This is a genomic window from Burkholderia sp. AU33545, assembly GCF_020419685.1.
Classification (GTDB): domain Bacteria; phylum Pseudomonadota; class Gammaproteobacteria; order Burkholderiales; family Burkholderiaceae; genus Burkholderia; species Burkholderia diffusa.
This window is the reverse complement of sequence record NZ_JAIZRQ010000003.1, coordinates 90,422-106,680: the sequence shown is the minus strand read 5'-3', so window position 1 is coordinate 106,680 and position 16,259 is coordinate 90,422. Positions and strand designations below refer to the sequence as shown.

13 protein-coding genes are annotated in these 16,259 nt (G+C 66.3%); 7 read left to right on the top strand and 6 right to left on the bottom strand.

Translation table 11 applies throughout. The annotated features are described in order from the left end of the window. Nucleotides 1–135 precede the first annotated feature (135 nt). Complete coding sequence (locus LGM71_RS10545) at nucleotides 136–2,169, bottom strand: NADPH-dependent 2,4-dienoyl-CoA reductase (protein WP_151048354.1); 2,034 nt, start codon at nucleotides 2,167–2,169, stop codon at nucleotides 136–138. A gap of 76 nt (nucleotides 2,170–2,245) precedes the next feature. On the opposite strand from LGM71_RS10545, the gene LGM71_RS10540 reads away from it, so the two are divergent. Then, nucleotides 2,246–3,328 (top strand): AraC family transcriptional regulator, encoded by a 1,083-nt coding sequence (locus LGM71_RS10540; RefSeq protein ID WP_174908528.1) that lies wholly within the window; start codon nucleotides 2,246–2,248, stop codon nucleotides 3,326–3,328. A gap of 316 nt (nucleotides 3,329–3,644) precedes the next feature. Here the strand turns inward: LGM71_RS10540 and LGM71_RS10535 are convergent, their stop codons facing one another. The 3 genes from LGM71_RS10535 to LGM71_RS10525 form a co-directional block, all read right to left on the bottom strand. Then, nucleotides 3,645–4,094: an aconitase X swivel domain-containing protein gene (locus LGM71_RS10535; RefSeq protein ID WP_124901348.1), complete on the bottom strand. Its 450-nt coding sequence runs from the start codon at nucleotides 4,092–4,094 to the stop codon at nucleotides 3,645–3,647. Continuing rightward, nucleotides 4,087–5,334 (bottom strand): aconitase X, encoded by a 1,248-nt coding sequence (locus LGM71_RS10530; protein ID WP_226114816.1) that lies wholly within the window; start codon nucleotides 5,332–5,334, stop codon nucleotides 4,087–4,089. Before LGM71_RS10530 ends, LGM71_RS10535 begins: the two co-directional genes overlap by 8 nt. 68 nt (nucleotides 5,335–5,402) lie before the next feature. Further along, a complete protein-coding gene (locus LGM71_RS10525; RefSeq protein ID WP_059601516.1) occupies nucleotides 5,403–5,831 on the bottom strand; it encodes a MarR family winged helix-turn-helix transcriptional regulator in 429 nt (142 codons plus the stop codon). Between the two features lie 110 nt (nucleotides 5,832–5,941). On the opposite strand from LGM71_RS10525, the gene LGM71_RS10520 reads away from it, so the two are divergent. From LGM71_RS10520 to LGM71_RS10500, 5 genes are all read left to right on the top strand, one after another. Next, a complete protein-coding gene (locus LGM71_RS10520; protein ID WP_059601513.1) occupies nucleotides 5,942–6,862 on the top strand; it encodes a LysR family transcriptional regulator in 921 nt (306 codons plus the stop codon). A gap of 107 nt (nucleotides 6,863–6,969) precedes the next feature. Next, nucleotides 6,970–7,401 (top strand): MarR family winged helix-turn-helix transcriptional regulator, encoded by a 432-nt coding sequence (locus LGM71_RS10515; RefSeq protein WP_059601511.1) that lies wholly within the window; start codon nucleotides 6,970–6,972, stop codon nucleotides 7,399–7,401. Nucleotides 7,402–7,465: 64 nt separating this feature from the next. After that, complete coding sequence (locus tag LGM71_RS10510) at nucleotides 7,466–8,557, top strand: HlyD family secretion protein (RefSeq protein WP_226114815.1); 1,092 nt, start codon at nucleotides 7,466–7,468, stop codon at nucleotides 8,555–8,557. A gap of 13 nt (nucleotides 8,558–8,570) precedes the next feature. Beyond that, nucleotides 8,571–10,145, top strand: coding sequence for a DHA2 family efflux MFS transporter permease subunit (locus tag LGM71_RS10505; protein WP_226114814.1), 1,575 nt, complete (start codon nucleotides 8,571–8,573; stop codon nucleotides 10,143–10,145). A gap of 16 nt (nucleotides 10,146–10,161) precedes the next feature. Beyond that, nucleotides 10,162–11,604 (top strand): efflux transporter outer membrane subunit, encoded by a 1,443-nt coding sequence (locus tag LGM71_RS10500; RefSeq protein WP_226114813.1) that lies wholly within the window; start codon nucleotides 10,162–10,164, stop codon nucleotides 11,602–11,604. A gap of 63 nt (nucleotides 11,605–11,667) precedes the next feature. On the opposite strand, the gene LGM71_RS10495 is transcribed toward LGM71_RS10500, so the two are convergent. After that, nucleotides 11,668–12,078 carry a TIGR02594 family protein gene (locus LGM71_RS10495; protein WP_175815266.1) on the bottom strand — a complete coding sequence of 137 codons (411 nt, stop codon included), beginning with the start codon at nucleotides 12,076–12,078 and terminating at the stop codon, nucleotides 11,668–11,670. 345 nt (nucleotides 12,079–12,423) lie between these two features. On the opposite strand from LGM71_RS10495, the gene LGM71_RS10490 reads away from it, so the two are divergent. Further along, on the top strand, nucleotides 12,424–13,401 hold the full coding sequence (locus tag LGM71_RS10490) for a hypothetical protein (protein ID WP_226114812.1): 978 nt from the start codon (nucleotides 12,424–12,426) through the stop codon (nucleotides 13,399–13,401). A 336-nt stretch (nucleotides 13,402–13,737) separates the two neighbouring features. Here the strand turns inward: LGM71_RS10490 and LGM71_RS10485 are convergent, their stop codons facing one another. Next, nucleotides 13,738–16,185, bottom strand: a complete 2,448-nt coding sequence (locus tag LGM71_RS10485; protein ID WP_226114811.1) for a heavy metal translocating P-type ATPase — start codon at nucleotides 16,183–16,185, stop codon at nucleotides 13,738–13,740. Nucleotides 16,186–16,259: the final 74 nt, after the last annotated feature.

The window sequence follows — 16,259 nt, the reverse complement described above, 5'->3', positions numbered from 1 at the left end:
GGTGCATCCTTTCCAGGTCGTCCGCATGCCCCGGCACGTCGAATGAATCACCGCGCGGGAAGTCGCGAGGCGTCGCGCAGGCGGGCCATCGCCGCGTGACGCACTCCGCCGCTTCGCAACCCGGAACGGCGCCCGTTACAGCCGCGCCGCGAGCCGCGAGCCCTGATCGATCGCCCGCTTCGCATCGAGCTCGGCGGCCAGTTCCGCACCACCGATCAGATGCACCGAGCGTCCGGCCGCCTGCAACGGCGCAAGCAGCGCGCGCTGCGGTTCCTGCCCCGTGCACAGCACGATCGTGTCGGCTTCGATCAGTTCATGATCGGTGCGCTGCTCGCCGTACGATACGTGCAACCCGCGCGCATCGATCAGTTCGTAGTTCACGCCGCCGATCATCTTCACCTGCTTCATCTTCAGCGTCGCGCGGTGAATCCAGCCGGTCGTCTTGCCGAGCCCCTTGCCGAGCGGCGCGGCCTTGCGCTGCAGCAGCGTCACTTCGCGAGCCGGCGCCGCGACCTGCGCGCGCGTCACGCCGCCGCGCGTCGCGGCCGGATCGGTCACGCCCCACTCCGCTTTCCACTCTTCCAGATCGAGCGTCGGCGACTCGCCGCCTTGCACCAGATATTCGGCGACGTCGAAGCCGATGCCGCCGGCGCCGACCACCGCGACACGCCGGCCAACAGGCTGCCCGCCGGCCAGCACGTCGATGTAGCTGAGCACGTTCGGCCCATCCTGGCCGGGAATCTTCGGGTCGCGCGGCGCCACGCCGGTCGCGAGCACGATCTCGTCGTAGCCGCCGGCGATCAGGTCGCTCGCGTCGACGCGACGATTCAGGTGCAGGTTCACGCCGGTCAGCTCGACCTGACGGCCGAAGTAACGCAGCGCTTCGTCGAACTCCTCCTTGCCCGGAATCCGCTTCGCCATGTTGAACTGGCCGCCGATCTCCGGCGCCGCGTCGAACAGGTCGACGTGGTGGCCGCGCTGCGCGAGCACGGTCGAGCACGCGAGCCCGGCCGGCCCGGCGCCGACCACCGCGATGCGCTTGGGCTGCTGCACGCGCGTATAAACCAGCTCGGTCTCGTGGCATGCGCGCGGGTTCAGCAGGCATGACGCGATCTTGTTCTTGAACGCGTGATCGAGACACGCCTGGTTGCAGCCGATGCAGGTGTTGATCTCGTCTGCCCGGCCTTGCGCGGCCTTGACGACGAACTCGGCATCCGCGAGCAGCGGGCGCGCCATCGACACCATGTCCGCGCAGCCGTCCGCGAGAATCTGCTCGGCCACCTCGGGCCGGTTGATCCGGTTGGTCGTCACGAGCGGAATGCCGACCTCGCCCTTCATCTTCTTCGTCACCCACGCGAACGCGCCGCGCGGCACGGAGGTCGCGATCGTCGGCACGCGCGCCTCGTGCCAGCCGATCCCGGTATTGATGATGGTCGCGCCCGCGCGCTCGACGGCCTTCGCGAGCTGCACGGTCTCGCTCCAGTCGCTGCCGTCCGGAATCAGGTCGAGCATCGACAGCCGGTAGATCAGGATGAAGTCGCGGCCGACCGCCTCGCGCGTGCGCTCGACGATCTCGATCGGCAGCCGGATCCGGTTCTCGTACGAACCGCCCCACTGGTCGCTGCGCTTGTTCGTATGCATCGAGATGAACTGGTTGATCAGGTAGCCCTCGGAGCCCATGATCTCGACGCCGTCGTAGCCGCCCTCGCGCGCAAGCTGCGCGCAGCGGACGAACGCGCGGATCTGCCGCTCGACGCCGCGCGCGCTGAGTTCGTGCGGCGCGAACGGCGAAATCGGCGACTTGATCTTCGACGGCGCGACCGCGAACGGGTGGTAGCCGTAGCGGCCGGTATGCAGGATCTGCAGCGCGATCTTGCCGTCGTCCGCATGCACGGCATCGGTGATCACGCGATGGCGCCGCGCGCCGGCCGACGTCATCAGCGTGCCGCCGAACGGCTTGGTCCAGCCGGCCACGTTCGGCGCGAAGCCGCCGGTCACGATCAGGCCCACGCCGCCGCGCGCGCGTTCGGCGAAATAGTCGGCGAGCCGCGGCAGCGTCTTGCGGCTGTCCTCGAGGCCCGTGTGCATCGAGCCCATCAGCACCCGATTCTTCAGCGTGGTGAAGCCGAGGTCGAGCGGCGCGAGCAGGTGGGGAAAGGAAGTCGTCATGGTGAGTCTGCCGATAATCGATACGTGCCATCGTAGGCCGCGCGCCGCCTTGAACGTGAGGGGGCAAACAGCCATAATGCTTGTCATTTCCGGCCAAATCGACATGACCTCCCCGTCACGCAAGGACCACCTCGGGCTACGCCGGCCGACGATTCCGGTCGCCTATACGCGCCTGCTGCTGCAGGCGCTCGCCGAGCGCGGCGTCGATCCGGCCGCCGTGCGCGCGGGAACCGGGCTGCGCGACGCCGTGCTGGCCGAACCGGACGCGCGCGTCGCGCCGTCGCAATGGGGCCGGCTCGTGCTCAACGCGATCGAGATCGGCGGCGATCCGGGCATCGGGCTCGCGTTCGGGCTGCTGCTGAAGCCGACCGTGCACGGCTTCCTCGGTTATGCGACGCTGACCGCGCGGGACATCCGCGAAGCACTGGTCGTCACGCAGCGCTACTTCCGGATGCGCAACCGCCAGTATCGGCTGACCTATGCGGAGGACGAACACGGCGCGACGCTCGAACTGCACGGCGTGCAGGCAAGCCCGGTGCTGCAACATCACGTGATGTTCGAGTTCGTGCTGACGGGGCTCGCGCAGAACATCTCGCAGTGGTCCGGGCGCGCATCGCCGCCGATCGCGCTGCGCTTCGCATGGCCGCAGCCCGATTACTTCGCACGCTATCGCGACCAGCTGCCGCCGGTCGAATTCGGCTGTGCGGCGAACGCGCTGTGGATCGCCCGCGACGTACTCGACTGGCCGCTGCCGCTCGCCGACGAAGTCGCGCACCGGCAAGCGCTCGTGCAGGTCGAGCGCGAGTATGCGCAGGTGCGTCAGGAGGAAGGCGATCTCGTCGAGCGCGTGCGCGCGGAACTGGCGCGAACGGCCGGCAACTATTCAAGTCCGGAGGCGCTCGCCGACGCGCTGCTCGTGTCGACGCGCACGTTGCGGCGCCGGCTCGAGGAAGCCGGGTCGAGCTACCGGCAACTGCTCGACGAAGCGCGGTTTCGCGACGCGAAGCAGTTGCTGTCCGCGTCGGATCTCGACCTGAAGACGATCGCCGAGCGGCTGCAGTTCACCGATCCGGCGAATTTCACGCGGGCATTCCGGCGCTGGGCCGGGCAGACGCCGAGCGCCTATCGGGAAGCGGCCGCCGCGACCACGCGCGAATGACCGGCGAACGCAGGCGGCACTAGCCGCCCCGCCGGGATTTCATCGTCGGGTCGAACGGCAATCGGCCGCTTCGTGCCGAGCACGATCCTGCGTTCGGCGTTCGGCGTTCGGCGTTCGGCGTTCGGCGTTCGGCGTTCGGCGTTCGGCGTTCGGCGTTCGGCGTTCGGCGTTCGGCGTTCGGCGTTCGGCGTTCAGCCTAATTGTATGGGCCGAAATCCGGCGGCCCGCACGACCGGGCGGCAAGAAATGCGCTGTCGCTCGTGCGGGAAGATCCGCTGCACACCCGCTTCCTCCAAGCCGGCGAGCGCGTGACGCGTCAGCTGCCGACGTCGATCCGCGCGCAGCCGTCACCCTCGCCTGCCTCGATCCGCACGTCGCCCGTCGCGGCGACGATCGCGTCGTACACCGCATCGGTCACGCACACCACCGGCACCGCGATCGCATACAGTTCGGCGGCGACGATCGCGCCGATCGAGATGATCAGGTCGCGCTCCTTCAGCACGATCCCGACCGGCCCCGTGCCATTGCGCACCGCTTCCGCGAGCACGCTGCTGCTCGAACTCGATCCCTTCGCGTGCGGCATCACCATGATCCGGCCGGCCAGGCTGGCGCCCGCCTGCGGATGCCCGCGATCGACGATCCGCCCCGCGCCCGAGTCGTAGCCGCCCCAGAAGCTGAGCGGCTTGTCGAGCACGATCGTCTTCGCGCATGCGCTGCCCGGCACGAGCGTATCGCCCGTCAGTTTCCGAACCATTGCTTCAGTCATCGAATCGCACCTTTCCTTCGAACGCGGAGCGCACGCACTCGCGCATGCTGCCGTACGCCACCGTGACGCCAATGTTCGCGGGCGCGTACGACGCCCACTTCCCCGAGTTCGTCATCACCAGGCCCGACAGCTGTTTCATCACCGGCGTGATGTACGTGCAGGTGTCGACGACGATCTGGATGCCGCGCGCGTCGAACTTGCCGGCAAGCCCGAGCTCGTCCAGTTCCCACAGGATGAAGCGGCTCGTGTTCACGTAGAAATCGCACTTCGGCTTGCCGTCGAACTGGTCGAGCAGCGCGTCGAGCGTGCGGAATTCGGCCAGCGAGAAGTGCGGCGTGCCGAGCGCGACCGCGACGAGCGCATCGCCGGCCGCACCGTGGTTCAGCGTGCGGCGGATCTCGTCGAGATCGGCCATCGCGACATCGACGGTTCGCTGCGCCGCCTGCCCGTGCAGCGCGGCATCGAGCGTCGGCGCCTCGGGCGTGACGCCCACCGCATGGAACAGCGCGACCGCGCCGCTCGATGCGGCGGCCGCGCCGAGCGCCTTGAGTTCGTCTTCGGTGGTGTCTGCCGGCAGCCCGACGATCGCCGGCACGGTTGCACCGGCGATCCGGCCGATCAGCAATCCGAGCGCCGCGAAGTAGATGTCGCGCGACGGCCGGTTGCCGAAATCCGGCGCGTTGAACACGATCCGTGCCGCGCGATTCGATTCGACGTGCAGCCCCGCATACGGCGCGCGCCCGGTGATCGCGGCGGCCAGATCGAGAAAGTCGCCGTAGCGGCTGGTGCGCGCGCCGAGCACCGAGTTGGCGAACACGATCGCATTGGATTCGGCCCACGCGATCTGCTCGCCCAGCCGCGGACGATTCTTCAGTTGATATGGTGCGCACGTGAAGCTCGACGCGCAGCCGAGCTGGAGATGCGCGTCCATCAGGCGTTGCGCGTCGCGCTGGATCGTGCGGTCGCCGTGATACAGCTCGGGATGGATCAGGTCCAGCGACCCGACGTTCAGCGTGGTCGGCACCGCGACCCGCGCGCCTGTGTCGACGAAATATTCGACGAAGTCGAGGCTGGTCTGGCCGTGGTAAAGACAGCCGTCGATATGCGCGGACGTGATGTCGATCAGGTGCGGCGCCGACATGACTTCGGCCGTGCGCGCGACGATCCGCATCGCGCGCGCGACGCCGTCGCCGAAGGCGCCGCGCAACATCGCGTCGTCGCGCTCGCTCAACTGCAGCATGGGGAGGCTCCTCGTGTCTCGTCCGGTGGATCCGGATCGCTTTTGTCATACTACCGCGCGCGTTGCGCCTATCGCTGCGCCGTCAGGCTGAACAGCTCGTCGCGCAGCGCCTTGGCGCGGCCGCGGCCGAATTGCGTCTCGAACTCGTCCTGCGCGGCCTGCCACGCGACTTTCGCCTGCGCGTAGGTGCGCTCGCCGAGCTTCGTCAGGCTGAGCGCGTGCGCGCGCGCGTCATGCTCGGATGCGGCCGCGGCAACGAAGCCGTCGCGCTGCAGCGGCTTCAGCGCGCGCAACAGCGTCGTGCGATCCATCACCAGCGTGTCGGCGAGTTCGCTCATCACCAGGCCGGGCCGGTGCGACAGATTCGCCATGATCGAGAACTGCGCGGGCGTGACGCCGACCGGGGCCAGATGTCGTTCGTAAAGTTGCGTGACGAAGCGCGCCGCCTGACGCAGCGCGAGGCAATTGCAGGCCTGGGCGATCTGGATATCGTTCATGATCGGCAATTTATATGTGCATATGCATAAAGTCAATGTACACTCCGCCGTAACATGGCCGGGCCGGCCGCGTGCATCGGGCGCCCCGCCATCGCCTCGAGGAGACGGACATGGACTACATCGACAAGCTGCGGATCTTCCGGTCGGTGGTGGAAATGCGCAGCTTCACGCGCGCCGCCGACATGCACGGCCTCGCGCGGCCGGTCGTGTCGCGGGCGGTCGCGGATCTGGAGGCGCGCTTCGGCAGCCGCCTGCTGCACCGGACCACGCGCCAGGTCTCGCTGACCGAGACCGCCGAGCGCATCTACGAACGCTGCGCGGCCGTGCTCGACGAACTCGATTCGCTGGAAGCGCAGGCGCAGTCGCACACGCGCGAGCCCGAGGGGCTGCTGCGCCTCGTCGCGCACACGACGGCCGCGCTCAACCGGCTCGTGCCGCTGATCGCCGGCTTCAAGGCCGCGCATCCGAAGGTGCGCCTCGACGTCACGCTGACCGAGCGCCCGGTCGACCTCGTCGGCGAAGGCTACGACATAGGCATCGTCGTGCCGTACATGCTGACGAGCGAGACGACCGTCGTGCGGCTGGTCGAACGCATACCCGTCGTGATCGTCGCGACGCCCGCGTATCTGCGCACGCATGCGCGTCCCGAAACGCCGACCGACCTCGCCGGTCATGCGTTCATCCCGATGTCGCCGTCGCTGCGCCGGCCCGCGCTGTCGTTCCGCGTCGACGGTGACACGCTGGTCGTGCCGTTGAGCTTCGACATCTCGTCGAACAGCCCCGTCTTCAACCGCGAAATGGTGATGCATGACTTCGGTATCGGCGTCGTGCCGAGAACGCTCGTCGAAGCAGAGCTCGCGTCGGGCGCGCTCGTGCAGTTGCTCGACGGTGCCGACCTCGTCGACGCGTTCGTCGAAATCAAGCTCGCTTACGCGAACCGCGCGCTGCTGCCGGCGAAGGTCAAGGCGTTCATCGACTACACGGCCGCGTACTGCGACCGCCAAGGCGGGATTGTTCCGGCCGCTGCCTGATCCGGCGCAAAAACGCGCCGTTCCATCGTCGATTGGTACAGCCACGGCACCAATCTGATCCCGCACCGCCACTCGCTTCAGGCCGCTCTGCCACCTAACATGTGCACATGCACAAGACCACGCTTACCGATGACGATTGCTTCGCGGTCCGGCAAGCCGCCCGGCGGATCTCGCAGTTCTACGAGCGCTACCTGTCGCGGGCGGGCGTCACGCCGTCGCAGTACAGCATTCTCGCGCTGCTGAGGGAGCGCCCGGGCGTAACGATGGCGATGCTGTCGGCGGTGCTGGTGATCGAGCGCACCGCGCTGTTGCGCGCGCTCAAGCCGCTGGTCGGCGCGGCGCTGGTCACGGGCAGGATCGAGCCGCGTTGCCGCCGCCAGACGTTCGCGCTGACCGCGCAAGGCGAAACGAAGATCGCCGAAGCACAGGTGCACTGGCTCGCCGCGCAGGAGGCGTTCGAGCAGCGGTTCGGGTCGGCGCAGGCCGCCCGCCTCAGAGACGAATTGTTCCGGATCACGCACAACCTCCCGGAACGCTAACCCCCTCCCCGATCGGCGACGCATCGTCGGTCGCTTCAGTAAGTGCATATACATAGGTGATTCGATGGAAACGACCCAAGCCGCCGCCTCCCGCGAGGCAGCCACAACCGACCGGCCGGCAAGGCAGCAGCGCCGCGTGCCGTGGATGCGCATCGCGGTGGCCGCCGTCGTCGTCGCGGTCGCGGCCGCGGCGCTCGACTGGCTGTTCGTGCTGCGCTTCCAGGAAAGCACCGACGATGCGTACGTCGGCGGCGATGTCACGGTCCTCGCGCCGAAGGTAAACGGCTTCGTCGACAGGATTCTCGTGACCGACAACCAGCGCGTGAAGGCCGGCGACGTGCTCGTGCAGCTCGATGCGCGCGACTACGATGCGAAGCTCGCGCAGGCGACCGCCGAAGTCGACAGCGCGCGCGCCGCGGTGGCCGAACTCGAAGCGAAGCAACAACTTCAATACGCGGTGATCGGCCAGCATGCCGCGGACAGGAATGCGTCGTCGGCAGAGCTCACGCGTGCGTCGTCCGACCGTGTGCGCTACCGCGAGCTCGTGAAATCCGATGCGGTGTCGAACCAGATCGTCGAACGCGCGGATGCCGACTATTCGAAGGCGGATGCGGCCGTCGCGCGCAGCGACGCCGCGCTGCTCGCATCGAAGCGGCAGCTGGACGTGCTCGGCGCGCAGCTCACCGATGCGCGGGCCCGCGTGAACACGGCACTCGCTGCGCAACGCGTCGCGGCGCTCAACGTCGAGTACACGACGATCCGCTCGCCCGTCGACGGTTACGTTGGCAACCGCACGGGCCGCGTCGGGATGCTCGCCAACGTCGGCGTGCCGCTGCTGACGGTCGTGCCCGTGTCCGGGCTGTGGATCGACGCGAACTTCAAGGAAGACCAGCTGCGCAAGATGCGCGCCGGCGATCGCGTCGACGTCGCGCTCGACGCGTCGAGCACGCGCCTGCACGGCCGCGTCGACAGCCTGGCGCCCGCGACCGGTGCGACCTTCAGCGTGCTGCCGCCCGAGAACGCGACCGGCAACTTCACGAAGATCGTCCAGCGCGTGCCGGTACGCGTGCATCTCGATCCGCAGCCGGGCATCGAGCATGTGCTGCGTCCAGGCCTCTCCGCGGTCGTGACCGTGCATACCGACCACGCGAACTGAACGGGAGCCTGAGATGACCACCGCCTTTTCCGGCGACCCCGCGTCGCAGCCGACGAAGCAGCGCGTCTTCGCGTTCGCGCTGATGTGCGTCGGCTTCTTCATGGCGACGCTCGACATCCAGATCGTCGCGTCGTCGCTGCGCGACATCGGCGGCGGCCTGTCCGCGAGCCAGGACGAGTTGTCCTGGGTGCAGACGGCCTACCTGATCGCCGAGATCATCGTGATCCCGATGTCGGGCTGGCTGTCGAAGGTGATGTCGACGCGCTGGCTGTTCGTCGCGTCGGCCGTCGGCTTCACGATCACGAGCATGCTGTGCGGGCTCGCGTGGGACATCAACTCGATGATCCTGTTCCGCGGGCTGCAGGGTGCGCTCGGCGCCGCGATGATCCCGACCGTGTTCACGACCGCGTTCGTGCTGTTTCCGGGCAAGCAGCGGCTGATCGCGTCGACGACGATCGGCGCGCTCGCGTCGCTCGCGCCGGCGATCGGGCCGGTGATCGGCGGCTGGATCACCGATCAATGGTCGTGGCACTGGCTGTTCTACCTGAATCTCGTGCCGGGCATCGCAGTGGCCGCGCTGGTGCCGCGCTACGTGCACATCGACGAACCCGATCTCAGCCTCATCAAGCGCGGCGACTATCTCGGCATCGCGCTGATGTCGGGCTTCCTCGGCTGCCTCGAATACGTGCTGGAAGAAGGCCCGCGCAAGAACTGGTTCAGCGACGATGCGATCGTCATCTGCGCGTGGATCTCCGGCATCTGCGGCTTCCTGTTCATCGTGCACGCACTGACCGCGGAAGACCCGATCGTCGACCTGCGCGCGCTCGCCGTGCGCAACTTCGGGATCGGCAGCCTGCTGTCGTTCGTGACGGGCATCGGGATCTTCGTCACCGTGTTCCTGACACCGCTGTTTCTCGCGCAGGTGCGCGCGTTCAGCTCGCTGCAGATCGGCATCGCGCTGCTGTCGGTCGGTGCGTTCCAGCTGCTCGCGCTCTGCGCGTATGCATTCGCCGCACGCTACCTCAGCATGCGCGTGCTGCTCGTGTTCGGGCTGATCTGCTTCGGCCTCGGCTGCTACCTGTATACGCCGATCACGCATGACTGGGGCTGGCGGGAGCTGCTGCTGCCGCAGGCGCTGCGCGGCATCGGCCAGCAATTCAGCGTGCCGCCGATCGTCACGATGGCACTGGGCTCGCTGCCGCAGTCGCGGCTGAAGTCGGCGAGCGGCCTGTTCAACCTGATGCGCAACCTCGGCGGTGCGATCGGCATCGCGGTGAGCGCGACGATGCTCAACGACCGGCTCAACTTCCACTACCTGCGCCTGAACGAACACGTGAGCGCGGGCGAGCCGCAGGTCGCGTCGCTGCTCGACCGCCAGGCCGCGTACTGGACCTCGGTGGCCGGCAACACGCTCGATACCGCGCAGGCCGGCCTCGCGAACCTGCATCGCCTGATCTATCGCGAAGCGCTGACGCTCACCTACGCGGATGCGTACTACGCGCTGTCGCTGTGCTTCGTGGTCGCTCTGGTTGCCGTCGCGTTTTCCCGTCCCATCACCCTGAACGCGCCGCCGCCGGACGCGCACTGAAGCCAAGGTCGTCATCATGAAAAAGCTACTCGTCGCGCTGGCCGTCAGCGCATTCGCCGCAGGGTGTGCGGTGCAGCCCGCGCAGCACCCGGCGCTGCACGATTCCGTGCAATCGCTCGCGCCCGCCGCGTGGGACACCGACGTGCCGCGTGCGGACATCGCCGCCGCCGCATGGTGGGCGCAGTTCAACGATCCCGTGCTCGACCGGCTGATCGCGACCGTGCTCGACGGCAACCTCGATCTGCAGGCCGCGGCCGAACGCGTGAAGCAGGCGCAGGCGCTGACCGTGCAGAAGCGCGCGGTGCTGCTGCCCGAACTCGACGCGACCGCGCGTGCGTCCGACGCGCGCCAGAACACGCCGCCGCCGCTCGGCTATGTGCGGCAGGCCGGCGCGGGACTCGCGCTGAGCTGGTCGCCGGACGTGTTCGGCGGCGAACGGCTCGACCTGCTGGCCGCGCAGGCCGAGCTGGTCGGGCAAAAGCACGCGGAAGACGCGATGCGGCTCGCGCTCGCGGCCGATGCGGCCTCGGCCTATGTCGACCTGCGCTGGGCGCAGCAGGAGCTGAAGATCCTCCAGGACAACGCGGCGATCCGCCGGCATGCGCTCGAACTCACGCGCAAGCGGCAGGCGTTTGGGCTGTCGACGGAGCTCGACGTCACGCGCGCGCAGAACCAGCTCGATGCGCTCGAAGCGCGGATTCCGCCGACGCGCGCGCAGATCGCGCATCAGCTCAACCTGATCGCCGTGTATTCGGGCCGCACGCCCGAGTCGAACGACCGGATCATGCTCGCGCAGGCCGGCGCGATTCCGGCGCCGCCTGCCGGGTCGCCCGCCACGCTGCCATCGCAGGCGCTGCTGCGCCGGCCGGACGTGCTCACCGCCTACGCACAGGTCGAGCGGCGCGCGGCGCAGGTCGGTGTCGCGAAGGCCGAGCGGTATCCGAAGTTCTCGCTGAACCTGACGGACGGGATTCTGGCCGCGTCGTATCTCGGGTTGCCGACGCTGACCGACAACCTGTTCAGCGCGGCGTTGAGCGCGACGAGCCCGATCTTCAACGCGGGGCGAATCACCGCCGACATCACGCAAAGCGAAAGCCGAATGCGCGAGTCGGAACTCGGGTTGCGGCAGACGATGCTGCAGGCGCTGCGGGAAGTCGAGGATGCGCGTGCGAACCTCGTCAGCAGCGATGAAGCGACGCGGCGCCTCGACAGCGCGCTCTCGGCGTCGGACAAGGCGCTCGGGCTGGCGAACCAGCTCTATAAGGGCGGCGCGACGGATTTTCTGGACGTGCTGTCGGCGCAGGAAGTGTATCTGCGGGATTCGGATGCGCTCAATCAGGTCCGGCGAGAGCATGCGCTGGCGGCGGTCGCGTTGTATCGATCGCTCGGCGGCGGGTGGAGCAGGAACGAGGCGGCGGGTGAAGCGCAGGCCGTGGCCGCCGCTGCCGCGCAGGATTGACCACGGCCGCCGTGCGACGCCGGCGCCGTCGTCCGTGCGCGGGAGGCCGGGCGTGCGGCGCGATCAGCCCGCGTCCGGCCACCGGTAACCGATCACCTCGCTCACCGGATACGCAAGTTCGCGCACCTCTTCGAGCTGATTGCCGCCGAACAGGTGGACACGCTCGTCGTCGTGACGCAGATAGAACCCGACGTGCCCCTTCCAGCTCGCGGGGTCGTCGCGCGTCAGAATCGCGATGCAACCGTACACCGGGCGCTCCAGCGGCCGCCCCCATTCGAGCCACGAACGCGCGAGCGCCGACCCCGTGCCGCGGATGCCGGCATGCGTCATGCACCAGTTGACGAACGACGAGCACCACGAAATCTTGTCGTCGTAGCCGACGAGGTTCGTGTGGTTGTTGTACTCGACGATGCGCGGATTGATGCTGCCGGGCGGGAAGCGGCGAATGCCCAGCTCGGCCAGTGCGACGGCCATCCACGGCGGATGGCCGGCTTGCGGGTTGCCCTCGGGGTTCGATCGGATCACGACGGTCTCGATGGAATGCGGGTGGAATATCGCTCAATCTTCGCACGAAGGCGTGGGTATGGCGGTGTCGGTTCGGGCCGCCCCGAGCGTACCGGTCGAGCATTGGGGTTCCGCCGTCACTACGAACGCCGTCGACTTTCCGGATTTCCGACACAGAAGAAAACAATCGGCCGGATTCTTTTGCATTCGTGCAGGGAACCCTGATTCCGGTGCGAGCCGTTCCGCCAGATCGATTACCATCCGAACGATTCGCCGATTTCCAAAACACATCCTACGAACAAGGGGCCACGCGCCATGACTACCCGCTCGGACGACGCGTTGCCGCCCCGCACTGACGACGCGTCGAAGCAATCCGCCCCGGACACAAGCGCAAAACCGCGAGTCATCGCGCTGCCTGCACACCTTCGACAGATACCGACATGCAAAGGAATTCCAGATCGGTTCAATACCTATCTGCTGAATATCGGTTTCATGCTGTTTTTCGGTACGATGTTCGCCGGATTGCTCGTTGCGCCATTCGACGATGCATCCTCCTCGCGAGCCGGGTTCATCGGTTTCGTTCTATGGCTTTGCATTCTGGCCTGCCTCGCCTGGGCGGTGGTGATCGTGATTCGCGCGACGATGAATATCGGCGGCTGGTTTCAAGTCGACGCAACCGGCTTCCGATATGGCGTCGGCAAGCACTCGGACCAGGCGGCCCTGCAGCAGGAACGGTGCATCGAATGGCGTGAAGTCGTGCGGAACGAGGACATGTGCTGCGACGTTGACTTCAACCCGCCTTCCCGAGTGACCATGAGCGCGGCGAACTTCCAGTTCTGGCGACAAAGTGGGAAGCGCGAACCGGCGAAGCGATACACACTGCGCACGAGCCTCGTGGATTACGACGCCGACGACGCCATTCGCTGCGTTCGCTTCAAAAATCGTCACGAATTGCTTGTCGCACTGCTGTGCGGCCTCGCACATCAGGGGTTGCGTTTCAATCCGAGCGCATTCATTGCCGCAGGAATTCATCCCGAAACGTGGCAGCCGCTCGCAAAGGCGCGACGCCCGGCCATGATCTATTTTGCGATCGTCGCCGCACTCGGGCTGCTTGCCTTCTGGACATGGGGGCGCCTGTCGCTGCCATTTTCGCTGGCGATTCTGCTCGTCTCCTTCGCGTACTACTGGACCGAGGGCAAGTACGATTTCTCTCCGGACATCAAGCACTATCCACGCGATCCGATTGTGTTCCGGATCGACGGCGACACGTCTGCCTTCAACCCGGAATCGTAACGGCGCGGGCGATCGCGCATGAATCGCCTTCGTTCGCCTCTGCCGTCACGGGACCGCTCAGCCTCGCGCCGAGTGATCTCCCGAGGTACATTCATTCTGGTTACGCGTCACCGCTGGTTCTGATTGCGCCCGAGCGCTCTAGGCAAATCAATGACCTGCGTGACCGGGCCCGAAGACGTCCAATCCAACGCATGTTTGCGTGTGCACCGCGAACATCCGAACACTCGCTTTTCCAATAGTTCGGGTTACATACGATACTAGTGGGAACTGCGCGGGCGGCCCACTGCGACGAAAGGTGTGCTGTCGTTATGCGACCGCCGCAAGCTGCGTGACAAGCTAAATCTTCGCGTTGCGCAGTCGCAGTGCGTTCGAAATGACCGAAGCGGAGCTTAGACTCATTGCAAGTGCGGCAATCATCGGCGAAAGCAGCAAACCGGTGAATGGATAAAGTACCCCTGCCGCCAGCGGAACCCCAAGTGCGTTGTATACGAACGCGAAGCCAAGATTTTGCTTCATGTTCGCGACGGTTGCCTCGGACAGCTCTCGAGCACGCGCGATACCGCGCAAGTCGCCCTTGACGAGGGTCACCTGAGCGCTGCTCATCGCCACATCCGTGCCTGTTCCCATGGCCACGCCGACATCGGCCTTGGCAAGCGCGGGGGCGTCGTTTATGCCGTCTCCGGCCATTGCGACAACGTGCCGGGCTTGCTGAAGCTGTGTCACCAAGTTGAGCTTGTCTGCAGGCTTCACCTCGCCATGGAATTCGTCGATGCCAAGCTTCCCGGCCACGGCCTTGGCAGTGACTACACCATCACCGGTCGCCATCACGACTCGAATGCCGTTTTCCTTCAACGTCAAAAGCGCTTCCGGCGTTGTCGTCTTTATCGGGTCCGCGACTGCCAGCAGTCCGGCCAAACTGCCATCGACCGCCAAGTACATGACACTGGCGCCTTGCGCGCGCATGCCGTCCGCCTCCCTGGCCAGCGATTCGACGGATACCGCGTCAGTCTGCATCAGCGCGGTGTTGCCAAGCGCAAGTTTCCTGCCGGCGACAAGTCCTCTCACGCCGATACCCGTAGCGGATTCAAAATTTTCCGTGCGGTCCAAAGTCAGCTTCTTCTCACGGGCAGCCGCAACGATGGCCGCAGCAAGCGGATGCTCACTACCTTGGTCGAGACTCGCCGCCAGACGAAGTACTTCGTCGGTTGTGTATCCGTTTGTGCCCACGGCTCGCTCGAACGCTGGACGCCCCTCTGTCAACGTCCCCGTCTTGTCGACGATGAGCACATCGACCTTGCGCAGATTTTCGATCGCGGCCGCATCTCGAAAGAGAATCCCGGTTGTGGCTCCTTTGCCGCTTGCAACCATGATGGACATTGGCGTCGCAAGCCCCAGCGCGCAGGGGCAAGCAATGATGAGCACCGCCACCGCATTGATGAGACCGAACACCCAGCTGGGCTCCGGCCCAAAGATGCCCCACACGAAGAATGCCAGAAGAGCGGCACTGACGACGCCGACGACAAACACGCCGGCCACCTTGTCGGCCATACGCTGCAGGGGGGCACGGGACCGCTGCGCCTGCGCGACCATCTGCACGATTTGCGACAGGACAGTCTGGGAGCCGACCTTTTCCGAGCGAATGACGAGACTGCCTGTCGCGTTCATCGTTGCGCCGATGACGTGGTCGCCAACGCGCTTCGTGACGGGAATGGGTTCGCCGGTAATCATGGACTCGTCGAGCGAACTCGAGCCATCCGTCACCACGCCGTCCACGGGGACTTTCTCGCCTGGCCGCACGCGAAGCAGGTCTCCCACATGCACATGGGACAACGGAATGTCTTCCTCGGAACCATCCGGGCTGATGCGTCGGGCCGTCCTGGGTGCGAGCCCGAGCAGCGCCTTGATGGCCGCGGATGTTTGCGAGCGGGCCTTCAGTTCGAGCAACTGCCCGAGAAGCGTCAACGAAATGATGACTGCCGCTGCTTCGAAATACACGCTGACCCGGCCGTGCGCACGGTACGTTTCAGGAAACACGCCGGGGAAGATGGTGGCGATGACACTGTAGATATAGGCCGCCCCTGTCCCGAGCCCGATGAGCGTCCACATGTTGGGGCTGCGGTTCACGAATGAGCGCATGCACCGCTCGAAAAACGGAAGGCCCGCCCACAGGACGACTGGCGTGGAGATGAGGAACTCAACCCAGCTTTCGGTGCCGGCTCCCATCAATCGCAGGCGATGGCCAAACATCGCCAGCACGAAAACGATGACTGTCAGTGGCAACGTCCACCAGAATCGGCGTCGAAAATCGACCAGTTCCGGATTCTCGCCTTCGTCGATGCCGGGCAGAACCGGCTCCAACGTCATGCCGCACTTCGGACATTGCCCAGGATGGTCCCGGCGAATTTCCGGGTGCATCGGGCACGTGTAGATGGTGCCCTCAGGCACTGCTCGTGGCTGCTCAATGGTCGAGGGCTCGACGTACCTGGACGGCGCAGCCTGGAATTTCGTCAAGCAAGCCTGGCTGCAGAACGCGTACCACTTGCCATCGTGTTCGCAGCGCAAGCTTGACTCATCGGCCACCGTCATTCCACAGACGGGGTCGCGAAGCGAATCTGCGGGTCGAACGTGCTCATCCTGGCCATGTTGGTGAGGCGCATGCGCGTCGTGGCCGTGGCCGGCGGATTGGTCGTGCTTGTCCGTCTCGCGTGCGTGATGCTCGCCCGATGACAAGTGCTCAGAAATCCGTGGGTGATCAAGCTTGTCTTCGCCGGGTTGGCCGCTCATTTGACGCTCCTTTGCTCACCCGTTCCGCTTCCATTGAGGCTCTTCGCCCTGCGCGTTCGATATTGACGTGACGG